This is a genomic window from Tannerella sp., assembly GCF_052170195.1.
Lineage (GTDB): Bacteria > Bacteroidota > Bacteroidia > Bacteroidales > Tannerellaceae > Tannerella.
In genome coordinates this window covers 114,553-132,012 of sequence record NZ_JBQNAZ010000002.1, presented here as the reverse complement: position 1 = coordinate 132,012, position 17,460 = coordinate 114,553, and the positions used below count along the sequence as shown (strand labels likewise).

The window sequence follows — 17,460 nt, the reverse complement described above, 5'->3', positions numbered from 1 at the left end:
ATATTTTTCCGTTTGCTATTCAAATAGTTCTTTATCTCTGACTAACATTAGAATGGCCGAATGCGGCAGGATCAGGTATTTCTCGTCGTTCAAACTGACCTCGTAAGCCGAACTTTGCAGATAGACGGCCAAATCTCCTTCCTTGGCTTGCAAAGGCAGGTAAGAGTTTTTTTCGTCTTTCTTTTTCCATGGTTCATCTTCGTCGGCAGGCAAGGGCAGAGGATAGCCCGGGCCAATACGGATGACGTAGCCCGTCTGTAATTTTTCTCCTTCCTGTACCAAGGGAGGGAGTAATAAACCCGATTTGGTTTTTACCTGCGGATTGGTGGGTTTAACCAATACCTTATCCCCCACCATCAAAAACTTGTCAAACGTTTTATGGTCTATTGACAGTTGCATTTCTTTTCTTTTTTTATAACAGACGCAAAAGTAATATTTATATGTAAAGAAGCCAAATTAATCCTTTACCAGTGCGCGGAAGGTGGATGGGATGGGCGTTTCAAAAGCAATCTCATGTCCTGTTACCGGATGGATGAACGAGAGCCCGAAAGCATGCAGCATGAGGCGTTGGGCCGGGTCGGTCTTTGCTCCGTATTTCGGGTCGCCTGCAACCGGATAGCCGGCCTCTTCCATCTGGGCGCGTATCTGATTTTTACGACCCGTCTCCAGCTCGCACTCCACGAGCGAGTAACGGTCGTTGCTTTGCAATACACGATAACGCATTACGGCCTCCTTGCCGCGCGAGGCATCGGTGCAGAACACTTTCATACGGCTGTTTTCGGCCAGATAGGAGACAAGCCTGCCCTGTGCAGGGTCAGGTCTGCCTTCGACCACGGCTACGTACGAGCGGCGCGTAATCATGGTCGACCAGTCGTTGCGCAGCTTCTCCTGTATCCCTTTGTTACGTGCAAACATCATCAGCCCTGATGTCCCCCGGTCTAAACGGTGAAGCACGAATACCCGATTACGCGGGTCTTGTTCGCGCACATAGCCCGACAGGAAAGCGTAGGCGGTGCGTTCCTGTGCTTGTGATTCGGAAACTGACAACAGGCCGTCTTTCTTCTCAATCACGATGAGCGATTCGTCCTCCCAAACAATACGCAGATATGGATTGTTGAATGTCGTTTTGGCACGTTCATGGCTAATCAACACCTCATCACCCGGACGCAAGGGGGTGTCGAAGTGTGTTTTAACTTTTCCGTTGACCCATATCTGCCCATGTTTGAGCAGGCTTTTAACCGAACTTTTACTGCGGTCTTTAAGCTGGTCGAAGAGGTAGGGAAGTAGGGTGGTATCTAGTTTGACCGTTGCACGCTGTCCGCGCGGAAGTGTTTCGTGGTTTGGAGAAGAGCGGTTACCACGACCGTATTTTCGTTGTGATGTCATTTTTGTTTTCTTTTTAGAGCCGCCAAAGTTACACATTTATCCGTGAATCGGGCTGAAATCGCGTTTTTTGTCACGGGGAATGTTTTGTTACTCTTTGGTCTATCGCAAGAGGATACGATCTGCCGTCCAAACGTTCTCACCGAATTTTCTCAACTCTCGAATTGAGAAAAAAAGGATTTGTTTATGTTAGATGTTTGTTAGAAAGGGGTCTTATAGCCAATATAACAAAGTAAACCTTTGTTTTCAATCAATGACCTGAGATGTTCCATTCGTTCTTCGGCAGGACTTTCCTGTTCATCGAAGAGATATTTTTTGCCCAACTGCCGATATTTGGATTCTCCCCATCGGTGAAAAGGTAGAATGTTAATGACTTCCAACCCGATGTCGCGGACAAATTCTGCTGTCCGGATGATATTTTCATCATCATCGTTAAAATCGGGTATGACGGGGATACGTGGAACAACAATACCTTGCCACTCCTGTTGCATAGCTAACAGTTCGATGTTTTTTAATATCTGCTGATTCTCCACTCCTACCATTTGTTTATGTTTCTCCGGATTCATGTGCTTGATGTCTGTGAAAATCCAATCGACGTACCGGATCACCTCAAGCCAATGAGCCGAGTTGACACATGCCGTGGTTTCAATACAGACATGCATGTAATGTTCTTTACATGCCTTCAACATGGGAAGGATAAAATCTTTTTGCAGCAGAGGCTCTCCGCCACTAAATGTCACACCGCCATGGTCGCCCCAATAAGGACGGTCGCGATCCAGACGATGAATCAGCTCATCAATCGTATAATACTCGCCTGAAATAGAATTTCCTTCATGTAAACAAGCGTCCACACATTCTATCGTCGTGCAGGTATCGCATATCGAACGATCAAATATTGGCTCGTGATTTTCACCGACTGATATGGCATGATGAGGACATACCTGAATACAAGCTCCGCATTTTTTACATTTCGCATAGCTATGTAACATGACCGGATGCCTGAATAAACCTTCCGGATTGCAACACCATTTACACGACAGCGGACAACCGTTTAAGAAGACCGTTGTTCTTGTTCCCGGACCATCGTGAACCGAATATGACTGAATGCTAAAAATTAACCCTTTTACTTCTTTTTCTTTATTCTCCATCAGCATTAGATATGAATTGTTTGTATTTATGATACTTTCAATATTGAATTGCGGTTGTTACTGTTGTGAAACAACCGCAACCCTGAATGACCTCCTGTTTTCGATTAAACTATTATTTAGATGGTTTGATGGTCATCGGCAACGAAACAGCCAATATGGCAGACAGAACAAATGAGCCGATAGCGTAGTATATCGAATATGTATAGCTACCACTCACATCTTTCAACCATCCACCGATAAAAGAACCGAGAAACGGTCCGATTCCCATAACAATTAACGTTGCTAACCCCCATATTTTGCCGAGAGTCTTTCGTCCGTAGATTGAGCCGGTATATCCAACAACACCGCCCGGCACAATTGCCCAGTAAATGGCGAAAATGGCAGCGGCCAAGTAGGCAACAAACGTCACTTCGCTTTCACACGCTAGTAAGAAAAAGCAGGCAATCAAACCGACCAGCGGCCCTATAATAAGCATGATTTTTCGTCCTTTGACTTCGTTTTTTACTTTTTCTACGATCTTGTCCCCGAAAATACCTAACAACGGCATGCTGAAGATACCGATGATACCGATTGTTTTATAAACATTAATAGCGCTGGCATCACTCCATCCTTTATCTTTTACCCAGAAACTGACGACTTGTGTCCAGATCAGAAATTCAGCCATCATACTGGTGAGGAACATTAAAATAGCTCCCCATATCGGATATTTGGAATAGGCTTCTTTTACGGTCCAGTCTTTTTCGACAGGCACGTTTCCTGCGGCTGAAGCTGGCAATTCCCCATGAGGCTTTAAACCATAATATTCCGGATTTCTTTTGGCCAGTATTACGGCTAATACAAGTAAGGCGAAAATAATCACAGCAAGTATCACCATCGTCGCGCGCCATGTATAGTTATTGCTTGTCGAGGCTTTCACCACTTCGGCAAGTAACCACTGTGCCATCGGGGCTCCGGCAAATGCGATCCCCCACATCGTACCGTACGTTTTTCCGACATACCATTTCCGTACCGAAACGGTAGACGTCACCCAAAGCATACCGGTTGCTATACCGGCAAGAACACCAAACGTAAAAAGATAGGCCCAATGAATGCTTATCAAGCTGGTTAGATAAAACCCTAATCCTCCGAATATCGCGGCAATGGCATATACCGGTTTGGTTCCCCATTTGTCCAGTATCATTCCGGCGAAGAATGCCACAATTGCATAGACTGTCATCATAAGAGAATATCCGAGGGTCACCTCAGCCTGTGTCCATCCTAATTCTGTAGCCATAGGCTCTTTCAGCATAGCAAAAGTAGCTCTGTATCCGAACAGACAGAATACAGCCAACCACGAGGCGCCTACAACCATCAGACCATATCTTTTGGATTTATTTGATAATTCCATAGTTGATTTATTTAAAGTTAATAAACTATTGAACAAGTAAAAAAATATAGGGAGAACTAGGTTCTCCCTATATCCTGGTCTGTTATGCTCCCCGCTCCTTGTATCCCATACAAGTAACCGCTGCCATATCGGGATAAGCAATAAATTCCTTACCCATTCGACAGACACCCAATCCTATTTTTTCTTGATTGAGGGTGAAATTCTCGCAGTGCATACACTTGGGCATTCGTTCATAATTCGGATCTACGTCATCCGCATTGACACGTTTACCGGTACACCGATCAATTCCCTTCGCTACATCAATAGGTATATAATTCAGACTGTTTCTATAAATTTTTTCTTCCATGATTTTTACTTTTTAATTATACAAATAAAAAAACTTGGCGAATCGATTATAAGGATTCATATTCGGTTCTAGCAATCAATTCGTCCTGAACTTGTTTTCCGATTTCTACCCAATATTGCGTGAATCCGGCAACGCGCACCATCAAATCGCGGTAGTTTTCCGGATGAGCCTGAGCGTCTTTTAATACCTTGGAGTCAACAATATTGTACTGTACGTGGAATCCACCTTCTCGCATATAGCTGCTTGACATATCAATCAATTTCTTTGCACCTTCCTGTCCTTGAATGGCAGAGGGGTGAATTTTGATATTCAACTGTGAGTTTTGCGACATGGAATGGTCCCAAATCGTAGCAGAGTTCATCAATGCAAACGGTCCGTTCTTATCTGTTCCCGGATAAGCCGACATGGAAGCATCGGCGAAAGTCGTTCCTTGCAGACGTCCATCGGCGGAAGCCATGGTAGCTGAGCCCATCGCGCCATGGGTGGATACGGAAATCTGACACGCGTACAACGGATGTCCATACAGCGATTCGTACTTCCGACAGTCATCGCAGAACCAGTCTTCCCAGCCGAGCAGAATGTTGTCGACGTAAGGAATGTCATTTCCGTACTTAGGCGCATTCAAGCAATCGAAATGCATCCGATCGTACTTCGTAGAGTCGTTCGCTTTTTCCTGTTCCATAAGAGAGAATTTGCCAATTTCCTGAGCCGTTTTAAACCCGAAGTTATTGATAAAGGCATTCTTCATTTCGTCCAGCGTATATTTTTTATCATCATATACCAGTTTCTTCAAAGCTGCCATGCTATTAATGAAAGTAATATTTCCGGCACTTTCCACATTGAATGTGGCGTTATACCGGTATCCCAATTCATTAATCAGATGTCCTTTATCCAGACAGTCCGGCTTAAGCAGTGAATTGACGATACTCATGTTATTCTTCCGCCAGATGTCATGTTGGATATTGTTACACAAGCAAAGAATATCGACGGTCTTTTGCCAATATGCTTTGTATTGTTCAACAAGTTCTTCGTATGTTTCGAGTTTTTTATCGTGTGCCGGATAAACCCGATTTCCCGTACGTTTATCGACTCCGTTGAATAATACGAGCTCGAGCACTTTGGGCTGAGAAATAAAGTGAACTCCTACGGATGTGGGCTGACCGCATCCTCCCGGAATCCAATACTCTTTATTATTCAAGTGAAGAGGCTTCCAGCAGCCCGGCGATGTTTCCAAACAGCCTCCGATTGCCCATGCACGGGCTTCTTCGACGGTCATTCCTTCTGCTCCATACTGACTTAAGATAAACTTTTCTGCAATTTGGTTATTCATAAATGCCGGATATCCGCTTCCGATTTTAATTACATCGGCAGCCAAGGCAAGGAAATCTTTCGGCGTCGTCTCATCATAGAGTAGCGCCAGGGTGGACTGAGGCATCGCATTCGTACCTCCCGCTTTCAGAATCAGATATTCGAGACGGTTGACCGCCGTCTTTCCTTTGCGGTCGACTCCTCCGATGGAAAGGGTATTAAATGTATTTCCGGAAAGTACGCCTCCGACCACACCTACAGAGGCAAAACAGTCGATTGCCGTCTTGATTACGCGGTCTTGTTCGCATAATTCCAATACCTGATCTTCCGTGATTCTGCCGGCTTCAATATCCTGTTCGAACCAGGGATAAAGTACCTGACCGATTCTGCCGGGAGAAAGTCCGGATATGGCGTCTTCGTTCAATACCGCGAAATGCAAGGTCTCGATCATCTGAAAAGCTTCAATAAATGTTCTTGGTTGATACTTTTCGATCCAGAATAATCTTTCGGCAATGTCTTCATATTCTTTCTTTTGTGCCGGATCTTTTTCACGTTCAGCCAGCCATGTCGCATGCTTTCCATAGTTGTGAATCCATGCTTGAATTCCTTCGATCGCTAAGATAATCGCTTGATAGTTATACAAACGATTCATGCCTACCATGCCGTCTCCGTCAGCACGGCCGGCTACTTCTTCGATCTTTTCGCGAGCTATCTCCTTAATTCCCTCGAAACCATACTCCAGCGGATAGTAATAATTGATGACTTCACGCCCCTGAGGTAGCGTGAAACCGGAGTCGAACATACAAACCACCGAACGCATGATGGCTTCTTTCACGTCGTAATCGGGAACCATCTTTTCGTATTTGTTCCCCAGATCATCGACAGATTTTCCTTCCCACATCCTGGCAAGTTCCAGCAACATCGGAACTTCTTCCTGGCGCATCCCGAATTTTCCGGCAATCGAGATGACTTTACCGAAACTCTTCGTGACGTTCCCTCCGCCTTGACCAAATGTAGAGTGTTCATCCACACTGGCCGATCCTCTCTTCAAGGCTTCCTGATAGAATTTAGATTCGTTCGCCATGTAAAATCCTTCGGATAACCACGGCATTGGAAAAGAAGCGCGCATAAAAGCGCCTTTACGCATGGTCAACAATTCTCCCGGGAAAATAACCGGTGTCAGATGTGAGAAAGCGCATTTCAGTGCTTTTGCCCGTCGGATAACCGGTATTTCATTGTCGCCCTGAAAATACTCCCGGGTGTACCAGTAAGGAAATTCATTGTTCGTTGATGACAACGAGTCCATGTAAATTCCTTTTAATTTCGCTATTCTGGGATGAGGCTCCCACTTAATTTCTCTGTCAACCAGATGGTCCGGAGCTTTTCCACCTGACTGAAACTCTAACTCCTGGCCTGATTCGACCAGCATTTCTTTGAAACTCTTAGCCATAATAATTAGATTTTAATGAATAAATTAGTACACAACAATGTTGTAACGTCAATTTTAGATAAAGAAATAAGTCAAATATACTTCGTTCAAATAACGAATGTTATAGATAAGCCGCAAAAAGCAGCATGGACACCAGTCAATATGTAATTTCCAAAAATCTGTTAAGGAGAAATTTAAATCGCATCCTTATTTTAGAGAGTCGATCCATCGGTTGCAAATTAACCGAAAATAAATATGAAAAGCAAATAAGGTGTTTTTATTTATTGTATATTATGTTTATTATACATAATTTATAAAATACAAAAGAGTTTGTTCTATATAAAATATGCATGTAGCAGTTCTCTTTTTACTTAATCTATTGGATGAATGGCGCTGGTAGGCAAACGCAGGCCATTCTTGAGGTTCAACATGGCATTGATCAGGATTAGCTCGTCGTATTTCTTCAGGGCTGTGATATGCACCGGGACTTCTTTGATACAGCCGGTCTTTAACAGGCGTTGTCTTTGGGTTCCGTTCAGAAGGTAAGTCTCCGGGGTGATGTATTCATTTCCTCTTCTGAGTACGATATTGGAAAAGGAGCTGTCGGTGAGGAAACCGTCTTTTAAAAAGATGACCTCATCGAAGCCTTTGCGCTTCCACTCCTCATATTCCAGAGTTCTTCTGTCGGCATATTTGAAAGCGTAATCGAGCTTGTCGGCATTAACGGCAATCAGGGAGGAGATCTTTCTGGGGGTATAAACCTCGAAAGTAATGTCGCGGATAAGACGGTCGTAAAGCAGTCTACACTTTACCAGACCGGATTTCAGTGAAGTCGGCATGATGCGTGTAAGGTTAGGAAGGTCGGGTGGGGAGAAGCCGAAGTGTGCGGCCGTTTCTCTCATTCGTGTCAGATGGCCGTCCCGGTTGATCACACGACCGTCTCGGATGGCGATTGTTTCAATAAATTCCATCGTATTCGTTTTGTGGGGTTGCGTTGTTTAAAACGGTAGATATACTTTTTTCACCACCTCATTGTACTCGTCTTTCAGGCTGCTGTTGACTGTTATTCCTCCTCCGCTGCGGTACACATACGGCGAACTCTCCAGGTCGATAAAACGGATAAGCACAGCAGAGTCAAAACTTTTGCCATCGAAATAGCCGGATATGCCGGTGTAAAACCCACGGGGAGCAGCTTCGGCCCTTCGGATCAGCTTGAGAGTCGCTTCTTTTGGGGCACCGGAGATGGAGCCGGCGGGCAAGAGCGTTCGAATGATCTCTCCTAAACGATTTTTCCAATCGCTCGGCAGGTTTCCTTTTATCTCGGAGCTGACCTCGAGGATAGGACCATTCGATGTTTCGATACGGTCGATATAACGGAATCGTTCTACCCGCACTTGAGTGGCTACCATCGAGAGATCGTTCCGTATCAGATCGACAATGGTATAATGTTCGGAAAGTTCTTTGTAATCACTTAATATTTTTGTCTCCGCATCGGGGATATGTGCGTCGATCGTACCTTTCATGGGGTTGGATGAGATGACGCTTTCTTTTATTTTCACAAACCGCTCGGGAGAAAAGCAGACAAAAGTGCCGGGAACATATACCTTATATAACGCATCGGAGCGATGAAAAATTTCCTCGGGAGATAGATCGGTCTCGATGGGCGTTTGGATTGTCAGATTGGTCAGAAAGGAATCGCCCCGAAGTAAACCTTCACGTATGATGGAGAAGCGGCGAGCGTATTCAGCTTGCGTTTCGGGGTATTTATCAAATCGATACATGGAGGAGGTTGTTGCTCTCGGGCGGCAGTTGGAGAAGCCGCGAAAATCAAAGAGTACTTCCTGCTGTTTGAGCGGGTTGGGGATAAAGAATCCCCGGCATAGCTCAAAGTCCAGCCCGAAAACAAATGGGCTTCCTTCAGCCCCTGCCTGATTCATCATCCGAATGATTTCTTCCGCTTTTTTCATGTTGCAAAAATATCGAAAAAACTTGGACTTGTGAACGTTTTAGTTTTACTTTTGCGCAGTGGAAGCGATAGAACCGAAACATCTGTTGATTGTCGACAATCACGATTCGTTTGTGTATAATCTTGTGCAAATGGTCGAAGAAAACGGGCATTGCACGTACGATATTGTCCGGAACGATTGCATTATTCCGGAGTGTATCACCGGTTATATGGGTATCCTGCTTTCGCCCGGCCCGGGACTTCCCGGAGAGGCCGGCAAACTCTGTCGGCTGATTGAGGAAACATACAGGCATACACCGATACTCGGTATTTGTCTCGGCCATCAGGCCATTGCCGAAGTGTTCGGTGCGCGGCTGACAAGGCTTGCTCAACCGCTTCACGGGCATAGGTCGCCTCTCTTTATTACCGACCCTGAGGAGGTGCTGTTCCGAGGTGTCGAGGATGGAAGTCCGATCGGACACTACCATTCCTGGGTCATTGAGCGGGAAAGTTGCCCCGAAGAATTGTTGACGACAGCCGTAGATGACAAGGGTTTGATCATGGCTATCCGTCACCGCTGTTATCCTGTTCGAGGCCTTCAGTTTCATCCCGAATCGATCATGACGACGGCGGGGAAAAATATGATCAACAACTGGATTGCAAGTATCAGTCATAAATTAGTTTAAGTTATGGCGGTGTGTCATAACGGGCGAACTGCTTCGTTGCTTGCGGAATGCGAGCTTGGTTACATACCTTGGTATGCTTCCTAGCTCTCATCCTTAGTGCCTTGCATCTCACCCATGCTTACACACCTAAAGAGAGTGTGTCCAAACATTGCATTTTGACACACCCTCATTCTTTTTTTGCATTGCGATATCTTTTTTTGCATCTAATCGAAAACACTTCTATCTTTGCACACTTTTTTAGTCTTGTTGATTGCGGTTCTTGTGCGTCAGGCAGTCGTTCAACCGGATATAAATAAAATAGTCAAAACATAAAAAATGACGATGGTCAGATGAAAAGAATTATATGTATCATGCTTGTTATTATGACAGGTGTGTATTTAGGCGCAGGGCCGTCGATGATGTCGGCTGCCACAGTTGCTCCTCGTGCAGGTTTATTTGATTTCTTCAGAAAGAAGAAGAAAACGGCTGTAACGGAGACGAAAAGTGACTATGAGAAACTGGTGGCAGACGCTTGTCGGAGCGAGGGGATGTTTATCGTTTATCAGAAGAAGAACGATTATTACTTTGAAATACCTGTTAGATTGCTCGGTCGTGATATGCTTGTCGTGAACAAACTGCAACGTGTTCCCTCTGAATTGAACGATGCCGGTGTGAACCGCGGCGTGAACTACGAGAATCAGATGGTGCGCATGGAGTGGGATAAGCGTGCGGGCAAGTTGCTCTTCCGGCAACAACGCCCACTGCCCGATTCACCGCAGGAAGATGCCATACACCGTTCGGTAGCGGATAATTTCATCTCGCCGCTTATCGCCGCCTTTGACATAGAAGCGGTAAATAGCGATTCGACGGCAGTCGTCATCAAGGTCAATGATATATACAACGGAACTGAGACGAGTATCAATAACGTATTTACTAATATAAATTTGGGTACATCAGCTGTTAAGGAGTTGTCACGCATACAAAGTATCAAGTCGTTCTCCGATAATATTATCGCGATGTCCGAACTTACCACACGCGTTGTCGAAGGTACGACGACCGTACACGTCACTGTCGAAGTCAGTTCATCGCTGTTGCTGCTGCCGGAACAGAAGATGACCGGTCGTTTCGGGAGTTCGAAGGTAGGGTATTTTACCACATCGCTTCAGCGTTTCGGCGATGCGCAACAGCGTATGGAGAAAAGTCATTACATCACCCGTTGGCGAATGGAGCCCAGACCGGCCGATCGTGAGGCCTATTTGCGCGGCGAGCTCGTAGAACCGGCACGGCCTATCGTCTTTTACATTGACCGCTCTACCCCACACCGTTGGCGCCCTTATATCAAACAGGGAATAGAAGAGTGGCAGGAAGCGTTTGAACAGGCTGGATTTAAAAACGCTATTGTGGCGAGAGAGATTACCGACAGTATGATCGTGGATATGGACGATGTTAACTACTCGGTACTAACATACGCTGCATCGGAGAAAAAAAATGCGATGGGTCCATCCTTACTTGATCCCCGTTCGGGCGAGATACTGGAAGCAGACATTATGTGGTGGCATAATGTCATTTCTATGGTAAGTGAGTGGATCACTACGCAGACCGGTGCCGTAAACGTTGAAGCCCGCCGCTTACCTCTGCCGGATTCCCTGATGGGTGATGCCATCCGTTTCGTCGCCTGCCACGAAGTAGGCCACTCATTGGGATTACGGCATAACATGATGGGGTCATGGGCTTTCCCTACAGACTCGTTGCGTTCGCCGGGATTCACTGATCGCATGCACTCTACCAGTTCATCGATTATGGATTATGCGCGTTTTAACTATGTGGCACAGCCGGGAGACGGAGTTTGTCTCTTCTCTCCGCATATCGGTCCGTACGATAAGTTTGCCATTGAATACGGTTATCGTTGGTATGGCAAAGAAATACCCGAAGAAGAGCGGGCACTTTTAGCCGATTTCCTGAGTCGGCACACGGGGCGTCTGTACAAGTATAGCGAAGCGCAGGACATTCGGGACGCTGTAGACCCACGTGCTCAAAATGAGGACTTAGGCGACGATCCCGTGCGTTCCTCGCTGCTGGGTATCGCTAACCTTAAGCGTATCGTTCCTCATATTATCGAATGGACAACGACCGGTGAAAAGGAACAAACGTATGCTGACGCTTCTCGTCTCTACTATGCGGTCATCAACCAGTGGAACAGTTATCTATATCATGTTCTTGCCAATATCGGCGGCATCTATATGGAAAATACGACTGTGGGTGACGGGACGAAGACTTTTACGTTTGTGGAAAAGGAGAAGCAGTCTGCCTCCGTACGTTTCCTGCTGGATGAGGCGCTTACTTATCCACGATGGCTCTTCGACGCGGAAGTGGGTAAATATACGTATCTATTACGTACTACACCACTCGGCATACAGGAAAATGCTCCCACACAGGTGCTTAAAAACGCACAAGCTTATATCTTGTGGGATTTGCTAGGCAACAACCGCCTGATGCGCATGATAGAAAATGAGGTTGTAAACGGCAAACAGGCCTATACGACGGTAGAGCTTATGGACGCCCTCCATCGGCATATTTTTGCTTCCACCGAACGTGGCGCATCACCCGACGCGATGGAGCGTTCGCTGCAGAAAAATTTTCTCGATGCCTTACTAACGGCTGCCGCCGAACCGGAGGCTGTGAAAATAAATAAACAGATATCGGAAGATCATTTTCTACTTGCCGGTCGGCCGTCGTTATGTCAGCATTGCGACGAAGAGCAGCGTTGCTTGCGCAAAATAAACCGAATAGGAGCGCCGCGCGTACTCAACTTCTACGGTTCACAACTTACGCGTATTTCAGACGCTATCTCGATAAAGCGCGGAGAACTTTTGCGCATAAAAACACTGTTACAAAAACGCCTCAGTATGGCCGATACGGCGGTGCGCTATCATTATGAAGATATGATTCTCCGTATCAATACGGCGTTGGGGATTTGACAGATAGGTAATTAACAGAAAGTAATTTATATTTCTATGAACAAAGCATTTTTATATGTATATGCATTTTTGTGCTTCATCTTGCCGACTGCTGTTGGTGCGGCGAATCGCGTTGTTACGGGTATCGTATTGGCGGGAGACGATAACCAGCCGCTTGTCGGCGTGTCGATACATGTCCCTTCGGACGAACTGAAAAAAGCGGGTATCTCGTCGAACACGCTTGGCACTATCACAGATGTGAACGGAAGATTTTCGATATCCGTGCCCGATGAGGTACGTCGTCTCGTCTTTACTTATATCGGCTATCAGGAGGAGTCTTTGCTCTTGCAGGACGGGCGTAACGACTACCATATCGTGTTACAGCCCGGTACGCATATGCTTGCCGATGTAGTGGTCACCGGCTATCAGACGGTGGAACGTCGCCGACTCACGGCGGCAGTCTCGAAAATAGATGTTTCCGAGGCTGTTATCGGTGCAGCTAAAAGTATCGACCAGGCACTTGCCGGACAGATAGCGGGTGTTTCGGTAACGAATACGACCGGCAGCCCGGGCGCTCCGGCGCGTATCCGGATACGCGGTACGGCTTCGCTCAACGGCACGCAAGACCCATTGTGGGTGATGGACGGCATGCCGCTGGAAGGAACAGATATTCCCAAAATAAGCGGCGTCAATGACAATGACATTATAAATATGGGACAAACCGCAATTGCCGGCATAAGCCCGAACGATATCGAAAGCATCACTATCCTCAAGGACGCTGCTGCTACAGCGATCTACGGTGCACGTGCTGCCAACGGCGTGATCGTGATTACAACCAAACACGGACGCAACGGAAAGCCTGTGATCAACTTCAATACCCGGCTTACGTATATGCCTAACCTTAACACATCCCGCCTCAATCTTCTCAGTTCCGAGGAGAAAGTGAATCTGGAGCTTGAACTGATGAAAGAACCTGATGACGAAGTATTCTTTTCACCCGTGCCGGTATATGCTACCAAGGGAGGGGTGGCTGCTATCCTCACCCGCTATAACCTTCTTGAGGCATATAGGAAAAACGGTTGGAACGGTCTGACACCGGAGGCGCAGCAGGCAATCAATAATCTCAAAACGATGCATACCGACTGGAACGATATATTGTATCGCGACGCTTTTACCCAAGAGTATAACCTGAGCCTTTCCGGGGGAGCAGAAAAGATTACTTATTATAACTCACTCGGCTATACGAAAGAGAACGGTAATGTGCCTGCCGTAAGCATGGACCGCTTCAACCTTACGAGTAAAACCGATTACCGGCTGAGCAAGGTCTTGAAATTGGGCTTCTCGCTTTTCGTGAACCGCAGGAAAAATAATACGTTCGTAACGGATACGTACGGGTTCTCCAACCCCAATTACTATTCGCGCATAGCCAATCCCTATTTTGCACCTTTTGGCGCTGACGGAGGTTACTTATATGACTACGATATAGCAACCGGAAATACACGCGACCTGAAGCAGGGGTTCAATATCTTTGAAGAACGCGCCAACAGCAGTGACGAGGCTACGACGACGGCCATCAACTCGATCTTTGATGCCGAACTGCGCTTCGGTGATCATTGGAAACTTTCGTCGCAGGTGGGGGTGCAGTGGGAACAATATGAACAGCAACGCTATGTGGGGAAAGAGACATTTAGCATGCGCAACGCACGTATCAACAGTCATTACTGGGATAACGCCAGCAAGACGAACAAATACTTGCTCCCCGAAGGAGGTATGCACAAAACAACAGACCGTACCATGTCTCAAATAATGTGGAAGACGCTGGGAGAATATAAAAATACCTTTGCTGATATTCATGATGTGCAGGCCATGATCGGTTCCGAAATACGTAAAAACCGATACGACAATCACTCGGTCAGCGGTTACGGTTACAATCCCAGAACGCTGACGACAAAACCGCTTATTTTTCGCGACGAAGCGCAGGCGCGCGCTTATCCGCTTTATACCAAAAACTATCAGGAAAACGCGTTCGCCTCTTTCTTTGCCAACGGGTCGTATTCGCTTATGAAACGTTACATACTCGGTGCAAGTGTACGTATGGATGGTTCTGACTTGTTCGGCGTAGATAAGAAATACCGTTATCTCCCAATCTACTCTGTGAGCGGATTGTGGCGGCTTTCTAATGAGGCGTTCTTACGGCCTTACGACCAGATAGATAATTTGGCTCTTCGTCTCTCTTACGGCTTGCAGGGGAATATCGATAAAAACACCTCTCCGTTTCTGATAGGACGGTACGAAAATATCTCCATCTTGCCGGGGGTGACAGAAGAGAACATTTCCATCTCCGATGCGCCCAACAGCAAGCTGAGATGGGAGAAAACCGCTTCCTATAACATGGGGGTCGACTTTTCCGTACTGGAACAGCGGATCAATCTGAGCATTGATTATTATTACCGTAAAGGCACCGATCTTATCGGCACACGTATGCTCCCGCTCGAGAATGGTTTTACCAGTATGAGTATCAACTGGGCCAGCATGGAGAACAGGGGAATAGAAGTCAATTTGCAGACACGGAACCTTATGACGAAAACTTTCTCATGGTATACGTCGTTCAACTTCGCCTATAACAAGAACAAAGTGTTAAGACAGATGGTGCCCGACAATCAAACGACACCCAGCTTGGAAGGATATCCGGTCGGTGCTATCTTCGCTCTCGAAGTGAAAAGCATCGATCCGAAGACCGGACGTATCTACATTGCTAATCCCGAAGGAAAGGCCGTAACGTTGGAAGAGCTCTACGGCGCCTCAGATCCGGCGGGTATCGGTTTCTATGAGTTTAAAACCACACCGGTGCAGGAACGTACATTTTATAAATATATCGGTTCGTCTGATGCTCCTTATACGGGCGGCCTCATGAACACGTTCACTTATCATAACTGGGAGTTGAGCGTCAATTTCGCTTATCATCTGGGGGGATACGTACGCACTTCGCCCTCATACAAAATCGTAGGACAGGATCCGGGGCATAATGTGAACCGTGATATTCTGGAGCGATGGTCTCCGGCCAACCCGACCGGTACGTTGCCGGCTCTGCTCACACGCAAGACTTTCCCTGCCGATTATAGCCTGATCGATAATCGCGGAGATATTTACCGCAATTTGAGTCTTTGGGTGAAGAAGCAGAATTACATACGCCTGCAGAATATACGTCTGGCGTATCGCGTGCCGGCTGTGTTCCTGCGCCCGCTGCACATGAGCGGGGCTACGCTGGCCCTCGAAGGGCGTAACCTGCTCGTTTTCGGATCAAGCTATAAGAACTACATGGATCCCGAGTCTATGGGTAATCTTTATGCTACCCCGATACCCAAAGCGATTACATTCAACTTTAATATCGACTTTTAACGCTATGTCATATATGAAAAATTCAATAAAAAAATTTACTGCTGTGTTTCTGGCGGCAGGTGTACTGATGTTTTCCGCATGCGATCGTTTCCTCGATATACGTCCCGTAGGAAAAGTTATCCCCGAAACGCCGGCTGAATACCGCGCACTGATGACGACGGCTTATCAGTTTCAGTTTATCGACCGCGGCCTTACAGATATGCGTACGGACGGACTTGTTGTACGCAGCGATGAGCTGGATCAAAACAACTACGGCGACATCGAGAAATGGGTAGACGTCAACTACGGAGCGGCTACGCAACCGTTTGGCTGGGCCAAGTATTATGAAGCTGTTTACTATGCTAATGCGATTATTGACGGACAGAGCCGTATGAAAGAGGGCAACGGAGAGGAGATGCTTCAGCTTGCGGGCGAAGCATACCTCATGCGCGGTTACTTGCATTTTCTTTTGGCAAACCTCTACGGGCAACCGTATACTGTAAACGGTGCACCGCAGACTAAGGCTGTACCTGTCAAGCTCGACCTCGACTTGGAATCCGTCTTGGGGCGCAGTACACTGGCGCAAGTGTATGAAGCTGTCTTGGCCGATATCGAAAAGGCCCGCACGCTTATCACAAAACAAACATGGGATTCGGCTCACATGTATCGTTTCTCTACGCTGTCGGTCGATGCTCTCGATTCGCGCATCCACCTTTACATGGGCGAATGGCAAAAAGCATACGATGCGGCAGAGCGCGTACTGCAGAAGAAACAGGAGCTTGAAGACCTGAACCGGAGCGACGCCATGTTACCTAACTATTATCGGTCTGTCGAGATGATCACTCCCTGCGAGATGATCTACTCCTCCTCTACGATCCGTGCCGTACGTGCTACGAGCACCCTTATCAACAAATATGATACGTTGGGAGACTTGCGTGTGCACAAATACTTCGGTGCGATTGATGCCAACGGACAGTATCCCATACTTAAGACCGACGGTTCAACCAAATACCGTTGTTCGTTTCGCACGGGAGAACTTTATCTTAACGCGGCTGAAGCGGCAGCACATCTCGGTAACCTGTCGCAGGCACGCTTACGCCTGCTCGCCCTCATGAAGAAACGGTATACCCCGGATGCTTATCGGACAAAGCAAGAGGCTGTGAACGCCATGACACAGGATGAACTGATTACTGAAATACTCAACGAGCGCGAACGCGAATTGGCCATAGAAGGGCACCGATGGTTTGACCTGCGCCGTACTACCCGTCCCCGCATCCAAAAAACACGTGGTGGGAAGCAATATGTTCTTGAACAAGACGATGCACGTTATACGCTTATTATCCCTAAAGAGGCAATCAGTGCCAATCCGGGACTGAAGAATTAATTAAACAAGCGGGCGGCGAGAACATACTATATTCGTATACGGCACGCTTGCCCGCTTGATATTTCTCTTTTCCATAGCCAAATCTCTCACGCTTGATCACTAATATTATAACGAGCTCAAGAATAGAGAA

Annotated in this window: 12 protein-coding genes; 4 read left to right on the top strand and 8 right to left on the bottom strand. The window is 46.7% G+C overall.

Features of this window, described 5'->3' with window-relative positions; translation table 11 throughout:
* Positions 1-15: 15 nt before the first annotated feature.
* From ACTTKA_RS01220 to ACTTKA_RS01185, 8 genes are all read right to left on the bottom strand, one after another.
* Entirely contained in the window at positions 16-399 is a 384-nt protein-coding gene (locus tag ACTTKA_RS01220; RefSeq protein ID WP_442713646.1) for a co-chaperone GroES, read from the bottom strand.
* A gap of 57 nt (positions 400-456) precedes the next feature.
* Positions 457-1,386 carry an RluA family pseudouridine synthase gene (locus tag ACTTKA_RS01215; RefSeq protein WP_442723661.1) on the bottom strand — a complete coding sequence of 310 codons (930 nt, stop codon included), beginning with the start codon at positions 1,384-1,386 and terminating at the stop codon, positions 457-459.
* A 197-nt stretch (positions 1,387-1,583) separates the two neighbouring features.
* Complete coding sequence (locus tag ACTTKA_RS01210; protein ID WP_442723660.1) at positions 1,584-2,531, bottom strand: glycyl-radical enzyme activating protein; 948 nt, start codon at positions 2,529-2,531, stop codon at positions 1,584-1,586.
* Between the two features lie 112 nt (positions 2,532-2,643).
* Entirely contained in the window at positions 2,644-3,918 is a 1,275-nt protein-coding gene (locus tag ACTTKA_RS01205) for an MFS transporter (RefSeq protein WP_442713643.1), read from the bottom strand.
* 82 nt (positions 3,919-4,000) lie between these two features.
* Positions 4,001-4,264, bottom strand: a complete 264-nt coding sequence (gene hpdC / locus ACTTKA_RS01200; protein WP_442713642.1) for a 4-hydroxyphenylacetate decarboxylase small subunit — start codon at positions 4,262-4,264, stop codon at positions 4,001-4,003.
* Between the two features lie 46 nt (positions 4,265-4,310).
* Positions 4,311-7,022 carry a 4-hydroxyphenylacetate decarboxylase large subunit gene (gene hpdB / locus ACTTKA_RS01195; RefSeq protein ID WP_442713641.1) on the bottom strand — a complete coding sequence of 904 codons (2,712 nt, stop codon included), beginning with the start codon at positions 7,020-7,022 and terminating at the stop codon, positions 4,311-4,313.
* Between the two features lie 350 nt (positions 7,023-7,372).
* Entirely contained in the window at positions 7,373-7,972 is a 600-nt protein-coding gene (locus ACTTKA_RS01190) for an aminotransferase class IV (protein WP_442713640.1), read from the bottom strand.
* Positions 7,973-7,999: 27 nt separating this feature from the next.
* On the bottom strand, positions 8,000-8,968 hold the full coding sequence (locus ACTTKA_RS01185) for an aminodeoxychorismate synthase component I (RefSeq protein WP_442723659.1): 969 nt from the start codon (positions 8,966-8,968) through the stop codon (positions 8,000-8,002).
* Between the two features lie 58 nt (positions 8,969-9,026).
* Between ACTTKA_RS01185 and ACTTKA_RS01180 the strand changes: the two genes are divergently transcribed.
* The 4 genes from ACTTKA_RS01180 (at position 9,027) to ACTTKA_RS01165 (ending at position 17,330) form a co-directional block, all read left to right on the top strand.
* Positions 9,027-9,632: an anthranilate synthase component II gene (locus tag ACTTKA_RS01180; RefSeq protein ID WP_442723658.1), complete on the top strand. Its 606-nt coding sequence runs from the start codon at positions 9,027-9,029 to the stop codon at positions 9,630-9,632.
* 395 nt (positions 9,633-10,027) lie between these two features.
* A complete protein-coding gene (locus tag ACTTKA_RS01175) occupies positions 10,028-12,589 on the top strand; it encodes a zinc-dependent metalloprotease (RefSeq protein WP_442723676.1) in 2,562 nt (853 codons plus the stop codon).
* 36 nt (positions 12,590-12,625) lie between these two features.
* Positions 12,626-15,967, top strand: coding sequence for a SusC/RagA family TonB-linked outer membrane protein (locus ACTTKA_RS01170; protein ID WP_442723657.1), 3,342 nt, complete (start codon positions 12,626-12,628; stop codon positions 15,965-15,967).
* Between the two features lie 13 nt (positions 15,968-15,980).
* Complete coding sequence (locus ACTTKA_RS01165; RefSeq protein ID WP_442723656.1) at positions 15,981-17,330, top strand: RagB/SusD family nutrient uptake outer membrane protein; 1,350 nt, start codon at positions 15,981-15,983, stop codon at positions 17,328-17,330.
* Positions 17,331-17,460 lie beyond the last annotated feature (130 nt).